The organism is Streptomyces sp. SAT1, assembly GCF_001654495.1.
Taxonomy (GTDB): Bacteria; Actinomycetota; Actinomycetes; order Streptomycetales; family Streptomycetaceae; genus Streptomyces; species Streptomyces andamanensis.
In genome coordinates, this window is the sequence record NZ_CP015849.1 from 1,309,563 (window position 1) to 1,327,973 (window position 18,411).

15 protein-coding genes are annotated in these 18,411 nt (G+C 72.7%); 4 read left to right on the forward strand and 11 right to left on the reverse strand.

Annotated features, from left to right (window positions below):
• The first annotated feature begins 7 nt into the window (after window positions 1–7).
• Window positions 8–1,213 (forward strand): TDT family transporter, encoded by a 1,206-nt coding sequence (locus A8713_RS05710; RefSeq protein ID WP_064531837.1) that lies wholly within the window; start codon window positions 8–10, stop codon window positions 1,211–1,213.
• Here the strand turns inward: A8713_RS05710 and A8713_RS05715 are convergent.
• The 4 genes from A8713_RS05715 to A8713_RS05730 form a co-directional block, all read right to left on the reverse strand.
• Complete coding sequence (locus A8713_RS05715; RefSeq protein ID WP_064531839.1) at window positions 1,125–1,847, reverse strand: helical backbone metal receptor; 723 nt, start codon at window positions 1,845–1,847, stop codon at window positions 1,125–1,127. The genes A8713_RS05710 and A8713_RS05715 overlap by 89 nt on opposite strands.
• Complete coding sequence (locus A8713_RS05720) at window positions 1,847–2,422, reverse strand: helix-turn-helix domain-containing protein (protein WP_064531841.1); 576 nt, start codon at window positions 2,420–2,422, stop codon at window positions 1,847–1,849. The genes A8713_RS05715 and A8713_RS05720 overlap by 1 nt, the downstream gene beginning before the upstream one ends.
• A gap of 400 nt (window positions 2,423–2,822) precedes the next feature.
• The gene (locus A8713_RS05725) at window positions 2,823–5,438 is read right to left on the reverse strand and encodes an ABC transporter permease/substrate binding protein (RefSeq protein ID WP_064531843.1); all 2,616 of its coding nucleotides are present in this window, start codon (window positions 5,436–5,438) and stop codon (window positions 2,823–2,825) included.
• On the reverse strand, window positions 5,431–6,540 hold the full coding sequence (locus A8713_RS05730) for a quaternary amine ABC transporter ATP-binding protein (RefSeq protein ID WP_064531845.1): 1,110 nt from the start codon (window positions 6,538–6,540) through the stop codon (window positions 5,431–5,433). Before A8713_RS05730 ends, A8713_RS05725 begins: the two co-directional genes overlap by 8 nt.
• 190 nt (window positions 6,541–6,730) lie before the next feature.
• On the opposite strand from A8713_RS05730, the gene A8713_RS05735 reads away from it, so the two are divergent.
• Window positions 6,731–7,636 carry a 5'-3' exonuclease gene (locus A8713_RS05735; RefSeq protein WP_079158848.1) on the forward strand — a complete coding sequence of 302 codons (906 nt, stop codon included), beginning with the start codon at window positions 6,731–6,733 and terminating at the stop codon, window positions 7,634–7,636.
• Between the two features lie 103 nt (window positions 7,637–7,739).
• Entirely contained in the window at window positions 7,740–8,585 is an 846-nt protein-coding gene (locus A8713_RS05740) for a siderophore-interacting protein (protein WP_064537270.1), read from the forward strand.
• Between the two features lie 91 nt (window positions 8,586–8,676).
• Here A8713_RS05740 and A8713_RS05745 read toward each other — a convergent pair whose 3' ends face one another.
• Window positions 8,677–9,261, reverse strand: coding sequence for a GNAT family N-acetyltransferase (locus tag A8713_RS05745; RefSeq protein ID WP_064537272.1), 585 nt, complete (start codon window positions 9,259–9,261; stop codon window positions 8,677–8,679).
• A gap of 77 nt (window positions 9,262–9,338) precedes the next feature.
• Between A8713_RS05745 and A8713_RS05750 the strand changes: the two genes are divergently transcribed.
• A complete protein-coding gene (locus A8713_RS05750; protein WP_064531848.1) occupies window positions 9,339–10,295 on the forward strand; it encodes an RluA family pseudouridine synthase in 957 nt (318 codons plus the stop codon).
• Here the strand turns inward: A8713_RS05750 and A8713_RS05755 are convergent.
• From A8713_RS05755 to A8713_RS05780, 6 genes are all read right to left on the reverse strand, one after another.
• Entirely contained in the window at window positions 10,289–11,935 is a 1,647-nt protein-coding gene (locus A8713_RS05755; RefSeq protein ID WP_064531849.1) for a cytochrome P450, read from the reverse strand. The two genes, A8713_RS05750 and A8713_RS05755, sit on opposite strands and share 7 nt — an antisense overlap.
• 145 nt (window positions 11,936–12,080) lie before the next feature.
• Window positions 12,081–12,701, reverse strand: coding sequence for a GTP-binding protein (locus A8713_RS05760; protein WP_064531852.1), 621 nt, complete (start codon window positions 12,699–12,701; stop codon window positions 12,081–12,083).
• Entirely contained in the window at window positions 12,682–13,086 is a 405-nt protein-coding gene (locus tag A8713_RS05765) for a DUF742 domain-containing protein (RefSeq protein ID WP_064531854.1), read from the reverse strand. The genes A8713_RS05760 and A8713_RS05765 overlap by 20 nt, the downstream gene beginning before the upstream one ends.
• Window positions 13,083–13,490, reverse strand: a complete 408-nt coding sequence (locus tag A8713_RS05770) for a roadblock/LC7 domain-containing protein (protein WP_064531856.1) — start codon at window positions 13,488–13,490, stop codon at window positions 13,083–13,085. Before A8713_RS05770 ends, A8713_RS05765 begins: the two co-directional genes overlap by 4 nt.
• Window positions 13,487–15,103, reverse strand: a complete 1,617-nt coding sequence (locus A8713_RS05775) for an ATP-binding protein (RefSeq protein WP_079158849.1) — start codon at window positions 15,101–15,103, stop codon at window positions 13,487–13,489. Before A8713_RS05775 ends, A8713_RS05770 begins: the two co-directional genes overlap by 4 nt.
• Before the next feature lie 376 nt (window positions 15,104–15,479).
• The gene (locus A8713_RS05780) at window positions 15,480–18,332 is read right to left on the reverse strand and encodes a DEAD/DEAH box helicase (RefSeq protein WP_064531859.1); all 2,853 of its coding nucleotides are present in this window, start codon (window positions 18,330–18,332) and stop codon (window positions 15,480–15,482) included.
• Between the last annotated feature and the right edge of the window lie 79 nt (window positions 18,333–18,411).

Below are 18,411 nucleotides of genomic sequence, written 5' to 3' on the forward strand. Positions count from 1 at the left end.
TCAAGTCATGGTCACCGCAGCCCATTCCCCGGCACAGCACTCCCACCCGTCCCCTCCGGCCCGTACGCCCGGCCCGGCGGCCCCCCGCCGCCTCCCGGCCCTGCGCCTGCTGGGGCCCAACTGGTACGGCTCGGTCATGGGCACCGCCGCCGTCGCCGGGGCGGGTGCGGCGCTGCCGGTGCACGTCCCGGGGCTGCGCACGGTGTGCGCGGCCGTCTGGGCGCTCTCTCTGGTCCAGCTCGCCGTGTTGCTCACGGCCCGCGCGCTGCACTGGATCCACCATCGCGACCAGGCCCGCGCGCACCTCCTGGACCCGGCGGCGGCCCCGTTCTACGGCTGTCTCTCGATGGCGCTGCTCGCCGTGGGCGGCGGCGCGCTCTCGGTGGGCCGGGACTGGATCGGCGCGTCCGCCGCGCTCGTCCTGGACACCGCGCTGTTCACGGCCGGTACGGCGGTCGGGCTGGTGGCGGCGGTCGCGGTGCCGTACCTGATGGCCGTGCACCACCGGATCGAGCCGCGCGAGACGACACCGGTGTGGCTGCTGCCGGTGGTCGCGCCGATGGTGTCCGCCGCGCTGGGGCCCGCCCTGGTGCTGCACCTGCCGGCCGGTCAGCTGCGGGAGACCCTGCTGCTGGGCTGTGTGGCGATGTTCGGGCTGAGCCTGCTGGCGACGCTCGCCCTGCTGCCGCTGGTGCTGGGCCGGCTGCTGCTGGTGGGGCCGCTGCCGCTCGCGCTGACGCCGACGCTGTTCCTGGTGCTGGGCCCGCTGGGGCAGTCGACGACGGCCGCCGGTGCCTTCGCGGACACCGCGCCGGGCGTCGTACCGGCCCCCTTCGACACGGGTTTCGCGGTCTTCGGGCTGCTGTACGGGGTGCCGGTCATGGGCTTCGCCGTGCTCTGGTTCGCCTTCGCCGCCGCCCAGGTGGTGCGCGCCGCCCGGCAGGGCATGGGCTTCGCCATGACGTGGTGGTCCTTCACCTTCCCGGTGGGCACCTGCGTGACCGGCGCCTCGGCCCTGGCCCGGCACACCCACCTCGTCGCGTACGACACGCTCGCCCTGGTCCTGTACGCGGTGCTGCTCACCGCGTGGGCCGCCGCGGCCGTGCACACCGCGCGCGGACTGCTCAGCGGAGCGCTGCTCGCAGCGCCTCGCCCAGCAGCCGCGGCGCCTCGGCCAGCGACGGCCCGTACCACGTCAGATGCCGTCCGCTGACCAGCGCGCAGGGCAGGCCCGCGAAGACCTCGGGGCCGTCGGCGGCGGTGAACCGGTACGGCTCGTCCGGCAGCACGACCACGTCCGGGGCCGCCGCCCGCAGTTCCTCGACCGGGACGCGCGGGTAGCGCTCGGCGTGGCGGGCGTAGAGGTGGTCGACGCCCAGGCGGGCCAGCACGTCCCCGGCGAAGGTGTCCCGGCCGAGCACCATCCAGGGCCTGCGCCACACCGGCACGACGGCGGTCGTACGGACCTCGGGGGCGGGCGGCGCCGCCCAGGCGGCCTCCGCCTCGTCCAGCCAGCGCGGCCGGGCCGCCGCCCCGCAGGCCGTCAGCACCCGCGCCAGCTCGCGGAACGCGCCCGGTACGTCCCGCACCTCGGTCACCAGCACCTCGGTCCCGGCGGCACGCAGCGCGTCGAGGTCGGGCGCGCGGTTCTCCTCCTCGTTGGCGATCACCAGATCGGGGGCGAGGGCGGCGATGCGGCCGGTGTCGGGGTTCTTGGTGCCGCCGACACGGACGACGTCCAGGCCGGCCGGGTGACTGCACCAGTCGGTGGCGCCGGCCAGCGCGCCGGGGACGGTCGCGGCGACCGCCTCGGTGAGCGAGGGGACCAGGGAGACGACGCGGACCATCAGCGCGTCCGGTCCTGCACCGCCTCGATGTGCTCGGCCACCGCGACCACGATCACGCGGGTGTCCGCGACGGTGGCCCGCCAGCGGTGGCGCACCCCGCCGGTCAGATACATGGTGTCGCCGCGCACCAGCCGGTAGGCGCGGCCCTCGGCCTCGACCTCGACCGCGCCGTCGGCGACGTACATCAGCTCGTCGTTGCGGTGCTGGAACTCGCGGCCGGCGTCGTGGTCCCCGGTGAACTCCGAGGCGTGCAGCTGGTGGTGGCCGCGGACCAGGGCGCGCACCCGGGGCGCCGGTTCCGGCTCGCCCGTCTCGGGCAGCTCGGCGCGGACCACGTCGACGCTGCACGCCGGGTCGGCCGCGGCCAGCAGTTCCACCGCGGTGGTGCGCAGCGCGTCGGCGACCTTCTCCAGGGAGCTTCGGCTGGGGCGGGCCCGGTCGTTCTCGATCTGGCTCAGGAAGGGCACCGACAGGCCGCTGCGCCCGGCCACGACGGCGAGGGTGAGGTTCAGTGCGCGGCGGCGGCGCCGTACGGCCGCGCCCACGCGCAGGGGCTGTTCTTTGTGGTCGCCCATCGCTCCGGCTCCCTCCTTCGCTCGTCGTCGTGCTGTCCGCGGGCCCGCTCGGCGGTCCGCCCCCACGCGGTCCGTCCCGGGCTCCGTGCCGGGGCGCACCGCTCCTGTTGAGTTGTCTGCACCCTACGCATGTTCGGCAAACCGTTTCACGTGCCCGTCACTTCCCCGTACGCCTCCCGTCGTCGCGACCCCCTGGTTCACGCCGCGATCCGGTCGCGCTCACAGCCACCGTACGGGCTCCGGTGCCGTACGGGGCGGTGGGGTGACGGTCCGTGATTGGCCGGATCCGCCCGGTGGACGGCCCGAGGGGCGGGTCCGGCCACACCGTCAGGTGCGTGGCCGGACCCGCCCCTCGGGCGGTGTGCGGTGCGGCGGGCCGCCGGGCGCGCCGCCGGTGCCGCTACTGCGGGGTCATCCGCTGGACGACGTCCGGGTGCTTCGCGATCCAGGCGTCGACGGCCTCGTCCTCCTGGGCCTTGCCGCGGGCGTTGATCTCGCTCTCCAGGCTGCCCAGCTCGTCCTCGCTCATCCGGAACTTCTTGATCCACTCGGTGAGCTGCGGGTACTGCTCGGGGAACTTCTCGCTGGAGATGGTGCGGATGGTGTTGCCCTCGCCGAAGAGCTTCTTGTCGTCGGCGAGCTTGGTGAGGCCGTAGCGGCTGTAGGCCCAGTGCGGGGACCACAGCACGACGGCGACGGGCTGCTTCTTGGCGTACGCGCGCTTCAGCTCGGCGAGCATCGCGGGCGTGGAGCCGTCGACGACCTTGTACTCCTTGTCCAGGCCGTAGCCGGGCAGGACCTTGCTCTTGAGGAGGGTCATCTCACCGGTGCCCGGCTCGATGCCGATGATCTTCCCGCCGAACTCGCCCGACTTGCCCTTCAGGTCCGCCAGGGACTTCACGTCCTTGACGTAGGAGGGCACGGCGATCTCCAGGGACGTCGGCTGGTACCAGGTGCCGAGGTCCTTGAGCTTGTCCTTGCTCTTGTCCCAGTAGTTCTTCTGGGCGTAGGGCAGCCAGGCGTCGAAGTTGAGGTCGATGTCCCCGCCGGCCAGGCCGGTGTAGACGGGGCCGACGTCCATCTGCTTGAGGTTCAGCTTGTAGCCGCGCCGCTCCAGGACGTGCTTCCACAGGTGGGTGACGGCGACGTCCTCGTCCCAGGGGAACCAGGCGACGTTCAGCGGGCGCTCGGCCTCGGCCGGGGTGCCCCCGGAGCCGCCGGGCACCGGGGCCAGCTTGTCGACGACGTCCGGGTTGGACTTCAGCCAGGTGCGCACGGCGTCCTGCTGCCGCCCCTTGCCGGCCTTGTTGATCTCGGCCTCCAGGCTGGTGAGCTGCTTCTCGTCCAGCTTGAAGTTCTTCAGCCAGTCGCCGACGACCGGGTTGTCGTCGGCGAAGCCCTTGCGGGACAGTGTGTGCACGCCGTCGCCCTTGCCCCAGGCGCCCTTGGGGTCCTTGAGCTTCTTCAGGTCGTAGTCGTTGTACGCCCAGTGCGGCGACCACAGGGTGACGAGGACCGGTTCCTTCTTGCTGTAGGCGCGCTTCAGCTCGGCCAGCATGGCGGGCGTGGAGCTGTCGACGACCTTGTACTCCTTGTCCAGGCCGTAGTCCTTGAGGACCTTGCTCTTGAGCAGGGCCATCTCGCCGGCGCTGGGCTCGATGCCGGTGATCTTCCCGCCGAACAGGGACGCCTTGCCCTTGAGGTCGTCGAGGGAGTTGATGTCCTTCATGTACGAGGGCACGCTCAGCTCCAGCGAGGTCGGCCCGTACCAGGAGCCGAGGTCGTCGAGCCGGTCGCCGTACTTCTTCCAGTACTGCGCGTGGGTCGTGGGCAGCCAGGAGTCCGTCTCGAAGTCGACGCTGCCCTGGGCGAGCGAGGTGTAGAGCGGTCCGGCGTCGAACTGGCGGGCGTCGACCTTGTAGCCGCGCCGCTCCAGGACCTCCTTCCACAGGAAGGTGGAGGCCACGCCCTCGTCCCAGGGGATGTAGCCGATGGTGACCTTCTTGCCCTTGCCGACGTTCTGGCCGTCGTCGGCGGCGGTGGCGCTGTCGCCGCCCCCGAAGACGCCCATGCCGCCGGCGGCCAGCGCGAGCACGACCACGCCGATCACGGCGATCTGCGGGCTGGGCCGGTACGACCAGATCTTCAGGCCGGCCAGCGCGCGGGCGCGGGCGGCGGCCCGGCGGCCGAGCGGCGAGACCTGGGTGCCCAGGGCGTTGGTCATGCGGTCCAGGTAGATCGCGAGGATCACGATGGCGACGCCCGCCTCGGAGCCGAGGCCCACGTCGAGCTGGCCGATGGCCTCGTTGACGTCGCCGCCGAGGCCGCCGGTGCCGACCATGCCGGCGATCGCGGCCATGGACAGGCCGAGCATGATCACCTGGTTGACGCCGGCCATCACGGTGGGCAGCGCCAGCGGCAGCTGGACGCGCAGCAGGATGCTGCGGGGCGTGCTGCCGAACGCCTCGGCGGCCTCCACCAGTTCCTCGTCGACCTGGCGGATGCCCAGCTCGGTCATGCGCACGCCGGGGGCGAGCGCGAAGATCAGGGTGGCGACGATGCCCGCGGGACCGCCGGTGCCGAAGAACAGGATGGCCGGGATGAGGTAGACCATCGCCGGCAGCGTCTGCATGAAGTCCAGGAAGGGCCGCACGATCGCGCTGACCCGGTCCGAACGGGCCGCCCAGACACCGACGGGTACGGAGATCACCAGGGCGATGATCGTGGCGACCAGGACGAGCGCCAGGGTGACCATCGCGTCGTCCCACAGCCCGAGGGAGTCGATGAAGGCGAACCCGACGAAGGCGAGGACACCGGCCAGGGTGCCGCGCAGCCAGAAGGCGAGCACCGCGAAGATGCCGGCCAGCAGCAGCGGCTCGGGCGCCTGGAGGACGGCGTTGATGCCGTCGTAGGCGCCGGTGAAGACGGTCTTGAAGAAGTCGAAGAGCCAGGACATGTGGCCCAGCAGCCAGTCGACCGCGGAGTTGACCCAGTCGCCGAGCGGGATCCTAGGCACGGGCCACCTCCTTCTTGCCGTCCTTGCCGCCCTTGCCGCGCGGCGCGTCGCAGGTCACGGGCGTGGCGTCGGCGGCGTCGGGCTCGTCGGCGAGGAAGCCGATGAGCCGCCCGCGCGGTACGACGCCCACCAGCTCGCGGTGCTCGTCGAGCACGGCGACCGGGTGGGGCAGCCGGGCGCTGAGCGCGCACAGCTCGGTGAACGGGGTGTGCGGCGTCGCGGTCTGGCAGCCGCAGTCGGCCTCGTCGCCCCGCACCTCGCGGTCCATGACCGACTCCGCGGTCAGGACGCGGGAGCGGTCGACGTCCTGGATGAAGGAGGCGACGTAGTCGCCCTCCGGGCGCAGCAGGATGTCCTCGGCGGTGCCGTTCTGCACGATCCGGCCGTCGCGCATGACGGCGATCCGGTCGCCCAGGCGCATGGCCTCGTTGAGGTCGTGGGTGATGAACACGATCGTCTTCTTCAGGGTCTTCTGGAGCTGGAGCAGCTGGTCCTGCATGTCACGGCGGATCAGCGGGTCCAGGGCGCTGAAGGACTCGTCCATCAGCAGCAGGTCGGCGTCGGTGGCGAGCGCGCGGGCGAGGCCGACGCGCTGCTGCATGCCGCCGGACAGCTCGTCGGGCCAGGAGTCCTCCCAGCCGGCCAGGCCGCACAGGGCGAGCGCCTCGTCGGCGCGGCGTGCGCGCTCGGCGCGGGGCACGCCCTGCACTTCCAGGCCGTACGCGGCGTTGTCGCGGACGCTGCGGTGCGGGAAGAGCGCGAAGTGCTGGAAGACCATGCTGATCTTCTTCGAGCGGACCTCGCGCAGTTCGCGGTCGGTGAGCGCGGTCAGGTCCTCGCCGTCGAAGCGCACCTGCCCGGCGGTCGGCTCCAGGAGGCCGTTCAGCATCCGAAGGAGTGTGGACTTGCCGGAGCCGGACAGCCCCATCACGACGAAGATCTGTCCGGGGTCCACGGTGAAGGAGGCGTCGATGACGGCGGCGGTGGTGCCGCCGGCCCGCAGTTCGTCGCGGCCGGCACCCTGCCGGAGTTTCTCCACTGCCTCGTCGGGTCGTCTGCCGAACACCTTGTACAGGTGTTGGGCCTCAAGCCTGGATGCCACGCGCACCTCTCGTCATAGGGGACAGGGACAGTTGCGAAGGATCAGTAACAGTTGAATAACGCAACTACCTTCGCTCGGGCCCGCGCCTGCCCAGGTCCCCCGGGGGCAAACACAAAAGTGGCGTGGCTCACACGGCGCCGGGTGACTGTCAGTGGGGTACGGCATGATGCGAGGCGTGACCGGACCACTGATGCTCCTCGACAGCGCCTCCCTGTACTTCCGCGCCTACTTCGGCGTCCCGGAGTCCGTCAGGGCCCCCGACGGCACCCCGGTGAACGCGGTGCGCGGACTGCTCGACTTCATCGACCGCCTGGTCCGCGACCACCGGCCCGCCCACCTGGTGGCCTGCATGGACGCCGACTGGCGGCCGCACTGGCGGGTGGAGCTGATCCCGTCCTACAAGGCGCACCGCGTGGCCGCGGAGCACCCGGGCGGCCCGGACGAGGAGGAGGTGCCCGACACCCTCTCGCCGCAGGTCCCGGTCATCGAGGCGGTGCTCGACGCCCTCGGCATCGCCCGCGTGGGCGTCGCCGGGTACGAGGCCGACGACGTCATCGGCACCTTCACCGCCCGCGCCGCCGGCCCGGTCGACATCGTCACCGGCGACCGCGATCTGTACCAGCTGGTGGACGACGCGCGCGGGGTGCGCGTGCTCTACCCGCTCAAGGGTGTCGGCACGCTCCAGCTCACCGACGAGGCGGTGCTGCGCGAGAAGTATGGAGTCGACGGCGGCGGGTACGCGGACCTGGCACTGCTGCGCGGCGATCCGAGCGACGGTCTGCCGGGCGTGCCCGGCATCGGGGAGAAGACGGCGGCCCGGCTGCTCGACGCCTTCGGCGACCTGGCCGGGATCATGGCCGCGGTCGACGACCCGCGGGCGAAGCTCACCCCGGCGCAGCGCAGACGGCTGGAGGAGGCGCGCCCGTATCTCGCGGTGGCCCCGAAGGTCGTGCGCGTGGCCCGGGACGTCCCGCTGCCGGACGTCGACACGGCCCTGCCGCGCACCCCGCGCGATGCGGCGGCGCTGGCGGAGCTGTCCGGCCGCTGGGGACTGGGCGGCTCCCTCCAACGCCTGGTCAGCACCCTGGAGGCGTGACGCGGAGCGACGACGCGCACGGGGAAGTCCCCCGCGGAAGAGGTGCCGCCCGGCGGAAGGTGCTAACTTAGGTAAGCCTAAGCACGTGAACTGGGAGGCCGTCATGGCAGAACGTCCGGCGCGCAAACCGCGAAGGGTCCACACCGCGCGGGTGATCCGCACCGAACGGCTCACTCCGCACATGCAGCGCGTGGTGCTCGGCGGCGAGGAGCTGGCCGGCTTCGCGGCCGACACCTGCACGGACCACTATGTGAAGCTGCTGTTCCCGGCCCCCGGCGTCACCTATCCCGAGCCCTTCGACCTGCAGCGCGTCCGCGAGGAGTTCCCGCCCGAGCAGTGGCCGGTGACCCGGACCTACACCGTGCGCGCCTGGGACGCCGAGCACCGCGAGCTGAGCATCGACTTCGTGGTGCACGGCGACGAGGGCCTGGCCGGCCCCTGGTCGCTGCGCGTGCGGCCGGGCGACGTGGTGCGCTTCATGGGCCCCGGCGGCGCCTACGCCCCGGACCCCACCGCCGACTGGCATCTGCTGGCCGGTGACGAGAGCGCCCTGCCCGCCATCGCCCGCTCTTTGGAGGCCATGCCCCCGGGCGTCACCGCGCACGCCTTCGTGGAGGTCTCCGGGCCCGAGGAGGAGCAGAAGATCGACTCCGACGTGGAGGTCGTCTGGCTGCACCGCGGCGAGCGGCCCGTCGGCGAGGCCCTGGTCGAGGCCGTACGGGCGCTGGACTTCCCCGTCGGCCGCGTGCAGGCCTTCGTACATGGCGAGGCGGGCTTCGTGAAGGAGCTGCGGCGGCTGCTGCGCGTCGAGCACGGCGTCCCCCGCGAGGACCTGTCGATCTCCGGCTACTGGCGCCTGGGCCACAACGAGGACGGCTGGCAGGCCTCCAAGTCCGAGTGGAACGCCCGTGTCGAGGCCGAGCAGGAGGGTGCGCCGAGCGCCGCCTGAGCCGAGGACGCATCCCGAGGGGCGGCACCCACGCACGCGGGGGGCCGCCCCTCGCGTCGTCGCACGCGGGCGCGGTCCGCGCCCGGCCCGCTCAGTCGCCCCGCACCCGGGCGTGCAGATGCATGTCGTGCCAGCCGTCCGTGTGCAGACCCGAGCGGCGCTTGGTGCCCTCCAGCGCGAAGCCGGTCCGGGCGGCGACCCGGCAGGACGCCTCGTTGGCCACGGCGTGCAGCAGTTCCAGGCGGTGGAAGCCGGTCTCCTCCAGCGCCCAGCGGGCGAGAGCGGCGGTGGCACGGGCGGCCACTCCCCTGCCCCGCGCCTCGGGCGCCGTCCAGTACGCCACCTCGGCCGCGCCGTCCGCGAGGCGCACCTCGCGCAGCGCGACCCGGCCCAGCAGGCGCCCGGCGCCGCCGTCCTCGGCCACCGCCCAGTGGGCCTCCCGGTCCGCCGCCCAGGCCGCGTGCCACTGGGCGATCCAGCCGGTCACCTCCTCCTCACAGCCGGCGGAGCGCAGATGCCACCGGTGCATGACCGGGTCCTGGAAGACGGCGTGCACGGCGGGCGCGTCCCCGGTCCGGAAGGGGCGCAGCAGGAGGCCGCCGCCGGTGGGCACGGTGGGCTGCGGCGCGCGGGAGAAGGCGCGGGCGGGCAGGACGGGAGTGGTGAGGTCGGGCATGATCCGCATCCTGCCGGGCGCGGGCCGGGCGGCCCAGCGGTTTTCCCCCGGGCCCGGCGGCTCGTAGGCTGCTGCGGATGAGACGCCGTTCCCGCCCCGCACCGCCCGCGCCGCTGCCCCAGCTGCGGGGTGTGGACCCGGTGCGGGTGCGGCTGCCCGCCGGGGGGACCTGGGCGACCGTGCGCGAGCACCTGGTGGAGCGGCTGTCCGGGGCGGCTCCCGGCGCGGTCGCCGAGCTGTTCGACCAGGGGCGGATCGTCGGCGCCGACGGGCGGCCGGTGGCGCCACAAGCGCCGTACGAGCCCGGGATGTTCGTCTGGTTCCACCGGGAGCTGCCCGACGAGGTGCCGGTGCCGTTCCCGCTGGAGGTGGTCCACCGCGACGAGCACCTGGTCGTCGCGGACAAGCCGCATTTCCTCGCCACCACCCCGCGCGGCATCCATGTCGCCGAGACCGCGCTGGCCCGGCTCCGCCGCGAACTGGATCTCCCGGCGCTCGGCGCCGCGCACCGCCTGGACCGGCTCACCGCCGGGCTGGTGCTGTTCACGGTGCGGCCCGAGGAGCGCGGCGCGTACCAGACGCTCTTCCGCGACCGGCGGGTGCGCAAGGTGTACGAGGCCGTGGCGCCGTACGATCCCGCGCTCGCCCTGCCCCGGACCGTGTGCGGCCGGATCGTGAAGGAGCGCGGGGAGCCGGCCGCCCGCGAGGTGCCCGGCGAGCCGAACGCGCTCACGCACGTCGAGCTGCTCGAACACCGCGCGGACGGCCTGGCCCGCTACCGGCTCACCCCGGCCACCGGGCAGACGCACCAGCTGCGGGTGCACATGAGCGCGCTGGGCGTGCCGATCCTCGGCGACCCGCTCTACCCGGTGGTGACCGGCCCCGGCCCGGCCGGTGACTTCCGGCGCCCGCTGCAACTGCTGGCGCGGGAGCTGGAGTTCACCGACCCGGTCACGGGCGCCGAGCACCGGCTGCGCAGCGGCCGGACCCTGCGGGCCTGGGAGTCCCCGGCCGCGTGGGACGCGGGTCAGTAGCCGCGCCACCAGCGCAGGAAGCGCTGCCAGGCGCCGAGCGGGCGGTCCGGCACGAAGTCGCCGCCGGGGTCCGCGCCGGGGCCGGTGTCCGTGCCGCCGCCGATCCCGACCCCGGTGCCGGTGGTCCCGGCGGTCCGGGCGGCCGGCGCCGCGGGGGCGGCGGACGCGGGCGCGGCCACCGGCCGCGCGGGTGCCTCCACCGCCGTCCGGCCGCGCGGGGCTCCCGCCGCCGTGGCGCCGGCCGCCCCCTCGTCCGGCACGGGCTCGGGGGACGGTGCGGGCGTGGCCGGTACGGTGCTGATCTCCCAGGCGGTGCGCGGCTGCGGCACCGGCATCGGGGTGTGGCTCGGCTGGGCCATCACGTCCTGCTGCGGGCGCGGGGTGAACCGCACCGGCAGCTCCACCAGGTGCTGCGAGGCGATCGACTCGGTCCAGCGCAGCTCGTCCTCGTGGCAGTCGAGCCGGATGTCGGGCAGCCGCATCAGCAGCTTGTCCACGCCGACGTCCGCGATGGCCCGGCCGATGTCCTGGCCGGGGCACTCGTGCGGGCCGCCGCTGAAGGCGAGGTGGGACCGGTTGCCCTGCATGTCGGCCTCCAGGTCGGGCCGGACCCGGGGGTCGACGTTGCCGGGCGCGATACCGAGCAGCAGCCCGTCGCCGCGCCGGATGCGCTGGCCGCCCAGCTCGGTCTCCTGCTTGGCGAAGTAGGCGAAGATGGTACTGAAGGGCGGCTCGTCCCACAGGGACTGCTCGACCGCCTCAGGCACCGTCATCTGACCGCCGTTGAGCTGGGCGCGGAACCCCGGGTCGGTGAGCACCCGGCGGATGGTGTTGGCCAGCAGGTTCGCGGTGGCCTCGTAGGCGGCGATGAGCACCAGCCGCAGGTGCTGGCCGACCTCCTCGTCGTTCAGACCGGCCGGGTCGGCGATGAGGTGGCTGGTGAAGTCGTCCTCGGGGCGGGCCCGGCGGCGGGCGGCGAGCCCGCTCAGACAGCCCATGATGTAGTCGTTGCTGGCGATGGCGGTCTCGGTGCCCTTGAGCATGTCGCGGGCGGCCTGCACCAGCCGGTCGCCGTACTCCTCGGGCATGCCGAGGACCTCGCACATCACGGCCATCGGCAGATGCTCGGCGAACTGGTCGACGAGGTCGGCGCGGCCCGTCTCGCAGAAGCGGTTGACCAGGCGCTGGGTGGCGCGGCCGATGTGGCGGCGCAGCCCCCGGTGGTCGATGGTGGCCATGGCCGCGGTGACCGCGCCGCGCAGCCGCTTGTGCTCGTCGCCCTCGGCGTGCGAGCAGATCGGCTGCCAGGCGATGTGCGGCATGAGGGGGTGGTCGGGCTTGACCATGCCCTCCTTGAGCGGGGTCCAGATGCGGCTGTCCCGGGTGAACTGCGAGGGGGTGCGCACCATGTGCAGGTTCTCGGTGTGGCCGAGGACCACCCACATGGGGACGTCGTCGTGCAGCAGCACGGGCGCCACCGGGCCGTGCCGGTCGCGCAGTTGCTCGTACAGGTCACCGAGGTCGGGCGCCTCGTGCAGGCGGTGCAGCCCACCGGGGCCGACGCCGTGCGCGGGGCAGCCGGGGGGCGGGGCGGGGATGCGGTCGTCCGGACCGGTCAGGTGCTGGGGTTCAGGCGTCACAGCGGTCGCTTTCGAAGCGGAAAGGACGGAAGGAGAGACGGAGAGACGGAAGGGGAAGCAGGAAAGCAGAAGGGAACAGGAGGGGGCGGAAGGGAACAGAAGAGGGCGGAAGAGAGCCGGGCGAGCCGGGAGTGTCACGGGCCGTTCAGGTGCGCGGGCCCGTCATGGCCAGGGAGTGCAGGAAGCGCATGAGGGTCATCAGCACGTCCCGGCTGGAGGCCCGGCGGCGTACGTCGCACTCGACCATCGGGATCTCCTCCGACAGGTCCAGCGCCGTGCGCAGTTCGGCGATCGGGTAACGGGGGCCGTCCGGGAAGGAGTTGACGGCCACCACGAAGGGCACGCCGCGCTCCTCCAGCCGGCCCATCACGTCGAAGCTGACCTCCAGGCGGCGGGTGTCGACCAGGACGACCGCACCGAGCGCCCCCTCGAACAGGCCGTTCCACAGGAACCAGAAGCGTTCCTGGCCGGGCGTGCCGAAGAGGTAGAGCACCAGTTGGTCGGTGATGCTGATGCGCCCGAAGTCCATGGCGACGGTGGTGGCCGTCTTGGAGTCGGAGCCGTAGTCGTCGTCGACCCCGATCCCGGCCTGGGTCATGGTCTCCTCGGTGGTCAGCGGCCTGATCTCGCTGACCGAGCCCACCATCGTCGTCTTGCCGACCCCGAACCCGCCGACGATGACGATCTTCACCGCGGCCTGGGCCGTGTGCGGGAGATGGTCACCGGTGCGCGGGCCGGGGAGGGTGTCAGAGCCGTTGAAGTCCATGCATCACCGCTTCGAGGAGGGAACGGTCGGGGACCGCCTGGCGCACGATCGGGGCGCGCGCCTGGACCAGTTCGGCCGTCAGCAGCTCGGTGATCAGGACCGTCATCGCGCTGAACGGCAGGTTGAGGTAGGCCGAGAGTTCGGCCACGGACAGCGGGGCGGTGCACAGCCGCAGCAGCGCCGCCTGCTCGGGGGTGGCGGACGGCGGCGGCTCGGCGCGCGCCACCACGAGGGTCACCAGGTCGAGGGCGGCACGGGCACCGTCCTCGCCCGCGCCGGCCACGACGTACAGCCGCTCCGGGTTCCTCTCCTCGCCCTGCCTGGCGGGTCTGGGCGGCGGCGGTTCGTGTGCGGGGTAGCGCCTCTGGCGTCGCGGAGGGGTCATACGGTCTGCCCACCGCGCCGGGGCGGACTGGTCAGGTGGGCCCCGATCCGGACCACGAGATCGCGCATCCGGGCGCTCATCATGCCGGGTTCGGTGCGGATGTCGGCGAGGACGGCCAGATAGGCGTTGGCCCCGGCGGACATCAGATAGAAGTAGCCGCCGTCGATCTCGATGATGACCAGCTTCATCCGGCCGTCGCTGTCGGGGATCTCGACGGCGACGGCGCCGGCCAGGCTCTGGAGCCCCGCGCAGGCCGCGGCGACCCGGTCGGCCGCGTCCGGGTCACCGCCGTAGCGGGCGATGCGCAGGCCGTCGGCGGAGAGCACCACGATCATCTCGATGCCCGGTACGCCGTCGTTCAGCTCCTTGAGCATCCAGTCGAAGTTGGCACGCTGCTGGATCACTTGAGGTCCCCCTCGTCGTCGGCTCCGTCACGGGCCGGCTTCTCGATCAGGTGCAGGAACGCGGTCGGGTCCTGGGTGAACGCGGTCGGGTCCGGGCCCGGGTTGTCCTTCTTCAGGCCGTCCCAGAACGCCTCCACCCACAGGCCGGGCTCGGTCTCCTGCTGCGCGGGCCGGCGGACGGCGGCCCGGGGCGTGCTCCACACGGAGCCGCCCTCCTGCTCGGCCCGTTCGGCGGCGACCTGTTCGGCGATGCGCTGGCTGAGCGGGATCTTGACCCGGCTGCGGCGCTGCGGCAGGCCGCCCGGCGTCCATTCGGTGACCTCGGGGACCTCGTCCTCCATCGGGACCGAGGCGGGAATGCGCGGGCTGGTGGGGCGGCGCTTCTTGGGGGCGCGCTTGGGTCCCTCGACGGCGTCCTCGCCGGGCCGCGGGATGGAGGTGGCGCCGATGCCGTGGGCGAGCCCGGGGGCCGGATCGGTGGTCATCATGTCGCTGGGCACGACGAGGACGGCGCGGACCCCGCCGTACGCGGAGGCCCGCAGGGAGACCTGCATCTTGTACGCCGTGCACAGGCGGCCGACGACGGCGAGGCCGAGCCGCGGGCTCTCGGCCAGCTCCTGGAGGTCGACCCCGGCCTTGGCCGCCTCGACCAGCTTCTCGATCCGGGCGCGGGACTCCTCGTTGAGGCTGACGCCGCCGTCCTCGATCTCGATGGCGACGCCGCTCTGCACCTCCACGGCGGTCACGTGCACCTTGGTCTGCGGGGGCGAGTAGCGGGTGGCGTTGTCGAGGAGTTCGGCGGCGGCGTGGATGACCGGCTCGACGTCGGTGCCCTTGATGTTGACCTTGGCGATGGAGTGCAGTTCGATGCGCCGGTACTCCAGGATCCGGGACATGGCGCCGCGCAGCACGCTGTAGAGCGTGACCGGGTTGGGCCACTGGCGGCCGGGGCGGCCGCCGCCGAGGACGGAGATGGAGTCGGCGAGGCGGCCGATCAGCGCGGTGCCGTGGTCGATGCGCAGCAGGTCGTCGAAGACCTCGGGGCTGCGGCCGTGGTCCTCCTCCATCTCCCGCAGTTCCTTGGCCTGCTGGTGCACGATCGCCTGCACCCGGCGGGCGATGCTGACGAAGGAGCGCTGCGTGGAGTCCCGCATGGACTCCTCCTGGTCCACGATCTTGAGGATCATGCGGACCACCGCGCGCTGCGGCTCCGGGATCCGGCACCACTCCGGGTCGCCGTCGATGAGGTCGCGCATGACCTCGCGCGGGGTGTGGCTGGCGCGCAGATAGGCGACGGCGGCCGGGAGGATCTCCGAGGCCAGGTAGGAGATCTCCTCGTCGTGGCCGGCGATGCGCCGCTTCAGGTAGTCGGTCTGCCGGGCGTGCTCGGCCCGCTGCTCGCGTACGGTGCGGCCGCGGCGCACCGCTTCGGCGGCCGTGAGGAGCACCAGGAGGGTGGCGAGGGCGCCGCAGCAGCCCACGGCGAGGCGGGCCGGGTCCGCCACCAGGGCGACGGCGGCGCCGGTGGCCGCCGCCATCAGTATGACCGGGAGCAGCAGCACGCGTGCGCGGGGAAGTTCGCGGCTGCCGGGAGGCGATTGGACACTCACCATGTAAGCCTTCTGAGATGAATCGGCGGGGGTGGTTCGGGGCAGCGTCGGGCCGGGTGGGTCGGCGAACTGCCGCACCTTGGAACATGGGGAACATTGGGGAACAAACGCACGAATACCCATCAACTCGGTGCGCTGCGGGCGAGCTTAGTCCGACCGGATCAACGCCGTGTCATCTTCGGCAACCGCCTGAAACGGGCCGGGAGACTGGAGTACCCTCGGCCGTTTCGCACGCCGCGGATTCACTCGAACACCGACCGTGACGACGTACGGGCATACGACGGCCCGTCACCGGGACGGGTGAGAAAAGGCCCTGGGGCGTGACCGCGCGCGGACCGACCGCACACCGTCACGCCCCAGGGCCCCGGGACGGGTGGACTCACCCGACCGACGAGTAGGCGACCACTCCCCTCAGCAGGCCGTCGACCGCCTTGCGCGCGTTCTTCGCCACGGTGGAGTCCTCCGTGGGAGCCGCCGCCGAGATCTGCCCGAGGACGTCGATGACCTGCTTGCACCAGCGCACGAAGTCGCCGGCCGGCATCTCCGCCTCGCGCAGCACCTCGTCGAGGCCCTTGCCCGACGCCCACATGTACGCGGCCCAGGCGAAGCCGAGGTCGGGCTCGCGCTGGCCGACGCCCTCGGTCTGGCTGATCCGGAAGTCCTCCTCCAGGGCGTCCAGACGGCCCCAGATGCGCACCATCTCCCCGAGCGCGGCCTTCGCCCGGCCCGAGGGCAGCTTGGGCGCCATGGCGTCGTCGGCGGCCCGTGCCTCGTACACCAACGCCGAGACGCACGCGGCGAGTTCGGCCGGACCCAGGCCCTCCCACACCCGCTCGCGCAGGCATTCGCTGGCGAGCAGGTCGAGTTCGCCGTAGAGCCGGGCCAGGCGCTTGCCGTGCTCGGTCACCTCGTCACCGCGCAGATAGTCCAGCTCGGTCAGGAGCGCGACGATCCGGTCGAAGGTGCGCGCGATGGTGTTCGTGCGGCCCTCGATGCGGTGCTCCAGCTGCCGGGTGTCCCGCATCAGCCGGTGGTAGCGCTCGGCCCAGCGGGCGTGGTCCTCGCGGTCGTCGCAGCCGTGGCACGGGTGGGCCCGCAGGGCGGTGCGCAGCCGGGCGATCTCCCGGTCGTCGACCGCCTGCGAACGCCGCTTGCGGTGCCGCTCGGGCGGGATGTGCCCGGCCTTGGTGCGCAGCGCGGAGGCCAGGTCGCGGCGGGACTGCGGGGAGCGCGGATTGAACGACTTCGGGATCCGCATCCGCTCCAGCGGCTCCACCGGCACCGGGAAGTCGATGGCCGCCAGCCGCTTGACCTGGCGCTCGGCGGTCAGCACCAGCGGACGCGGGCCGTCCTGGTGATCGAAGCCGCGGTGTCCGTGGGAGCGGCCGGCCGGCAGCCCCGGATCCAGCACCAGCGCCAGGCCCGCGAACTTGCCGGTGGGCACATGGATGACGTCACCGGGCTTGAGCTTCTCCAGCGCCACGGCGGCCTCGGCCCGCCGCTGGGTGGCCCCCTGGCGGGCCAGTTCGTTCTCCCGGTCCTTCAGCTCGCGGCGCAGTCGCGCGTACTCCGTGAAGTCGCCGAGATGGCAGGTCATCGACTCCTCGTAGCCCGACAGGCCCTCCTCGTTGCGCTGCACCTGCCGGGAGATGCCGACGACCGAGCGGTCCGCCTGGAACTGCGCGAAGGAGGTCTCCAGCAGTTCCCGCGAGCGGTGCCGGCCGAACTGCTCGACCAGGTTGACCGCCATGTTGTACGACGGCTTGAAGCTGGAGCGCAGCGGGTACGTACGGGTGCCCGCCAGGCCCGCCAGGTGCTCGGGGTTCATGGCGCGCTGCCACAGCACCACCGCGTGCCCCTCGACGTCGATGCCGCGGCGGCCGGCCCGTCCGGTGAGCTGGGTGTACTCGCCGGGAGTGATGTCCGCGTGCTGCTCGCCGTTCCACTTGACGAGCTTCTCCAGGACCACCGAGCGGGCCGGCATGTTGATGCCCAGGGCCAGGGTCTCGGTGGCGAAGACCGCCTTGACCAGGCCCCGCACGAACAGCTCCTCGACGACCTCCTTGAAGGTCGGGAGCATGCCGGCGTGGTGGGCGGCGATGCCGCGCTCCAGGCCCTCCAGCCATTCGTAGTAGCCGAGGACGTGCAGGTCCTCGCGCGGGATGGCGGCGGTGCGCTCCTCGACGAGGGCGCGGACCTGCTCCCGCGCCTCCTCGTCGTTGAGCCTGAGACCCGCGTACAGGCACTGCTGGACGGCGGCCTCGCAGGCGGCGCGGCTGAAGATGAAGGTGATGGCGGGCAGCAGGCCCTCGGCGTCGAGCCGCTCGATCACCTCGGGGCGGCCCGGCGTCCAGATCCGGGAGCGCTGGCGGCGCTCGCGCTCGCGGTCCGCCTCGCGCATGTTCCGGCCGCGTCTGCGGTCCTGGTACGACGGCCTGCTGGCCTCCATCCGGGCCATGCGCATGAGGTCGGGGTTGACGGCCTTCTTGTGGCCCTCGCCCTCCTCGAACAGGTCGTACATCCGGCGCCCGGCCAGCACGTGCTGGAACAGCGGGACGGGGCGGTGCTCGGAGACGATCACCTCGGTGTCGCCGCGGACGGTGTCCAGCCAGTCACCGAACTCCTCGGCGTTGGACACGGTCGCCGACAGTGACACCAGCGTCACCGACTCGGGCAGGTGGATGATCACCTCCTCCCAGACGGCACCGCGGAAGCGGTCGGAGAGGTAGTGCACCTCGTCCATGACCACATAGCCGAGGCCGCGCAGCGTCTGGGAGCCCGCGTACAGCATGTTCCGCAGGACCTCGGTGGTCATCACGACCACCGGGGCGTCGGAGTTCACGCTGTTGTCGCCGGTGAGCAGGCCTACCTTGTCGCTGCCGTAGCGGCGGCACAGGTCGGAGTACTTCTGGTTGGACAGCGCCTTGATGGGGGTCGTGTAGAAGCACTTCTTGCCCTGCTGGAGGGCGAGATGGACGGCGAACTCGCCCACGATCGTCTTGCCGGAGCCGGTGGGCGCGGCGACCAGCACGCCCTTGCCCGCCTCCAGGGCCTGGCAGGCCTCGATCTGGAACGGGTCGAGGCCGAAGTCGTACATCTCGCGGAAACCCGCGAGCGCGGTGGCCTGCTCGGCAGCTCGCCTGCGCGCTGCCGCGTACCGCTCGGCCGGTGAGAGGTCCTGAGTCATCGTGCTTTCGAGCGTACCGGGCCGCACCGACAACAGGACGATCATTATCCCGATCGCCCAGACCTGCCGGGTCCCGCCCCGGGCGGCCGGGACCTGACCGGCCCCCCCCGGCACGCACGAGGGC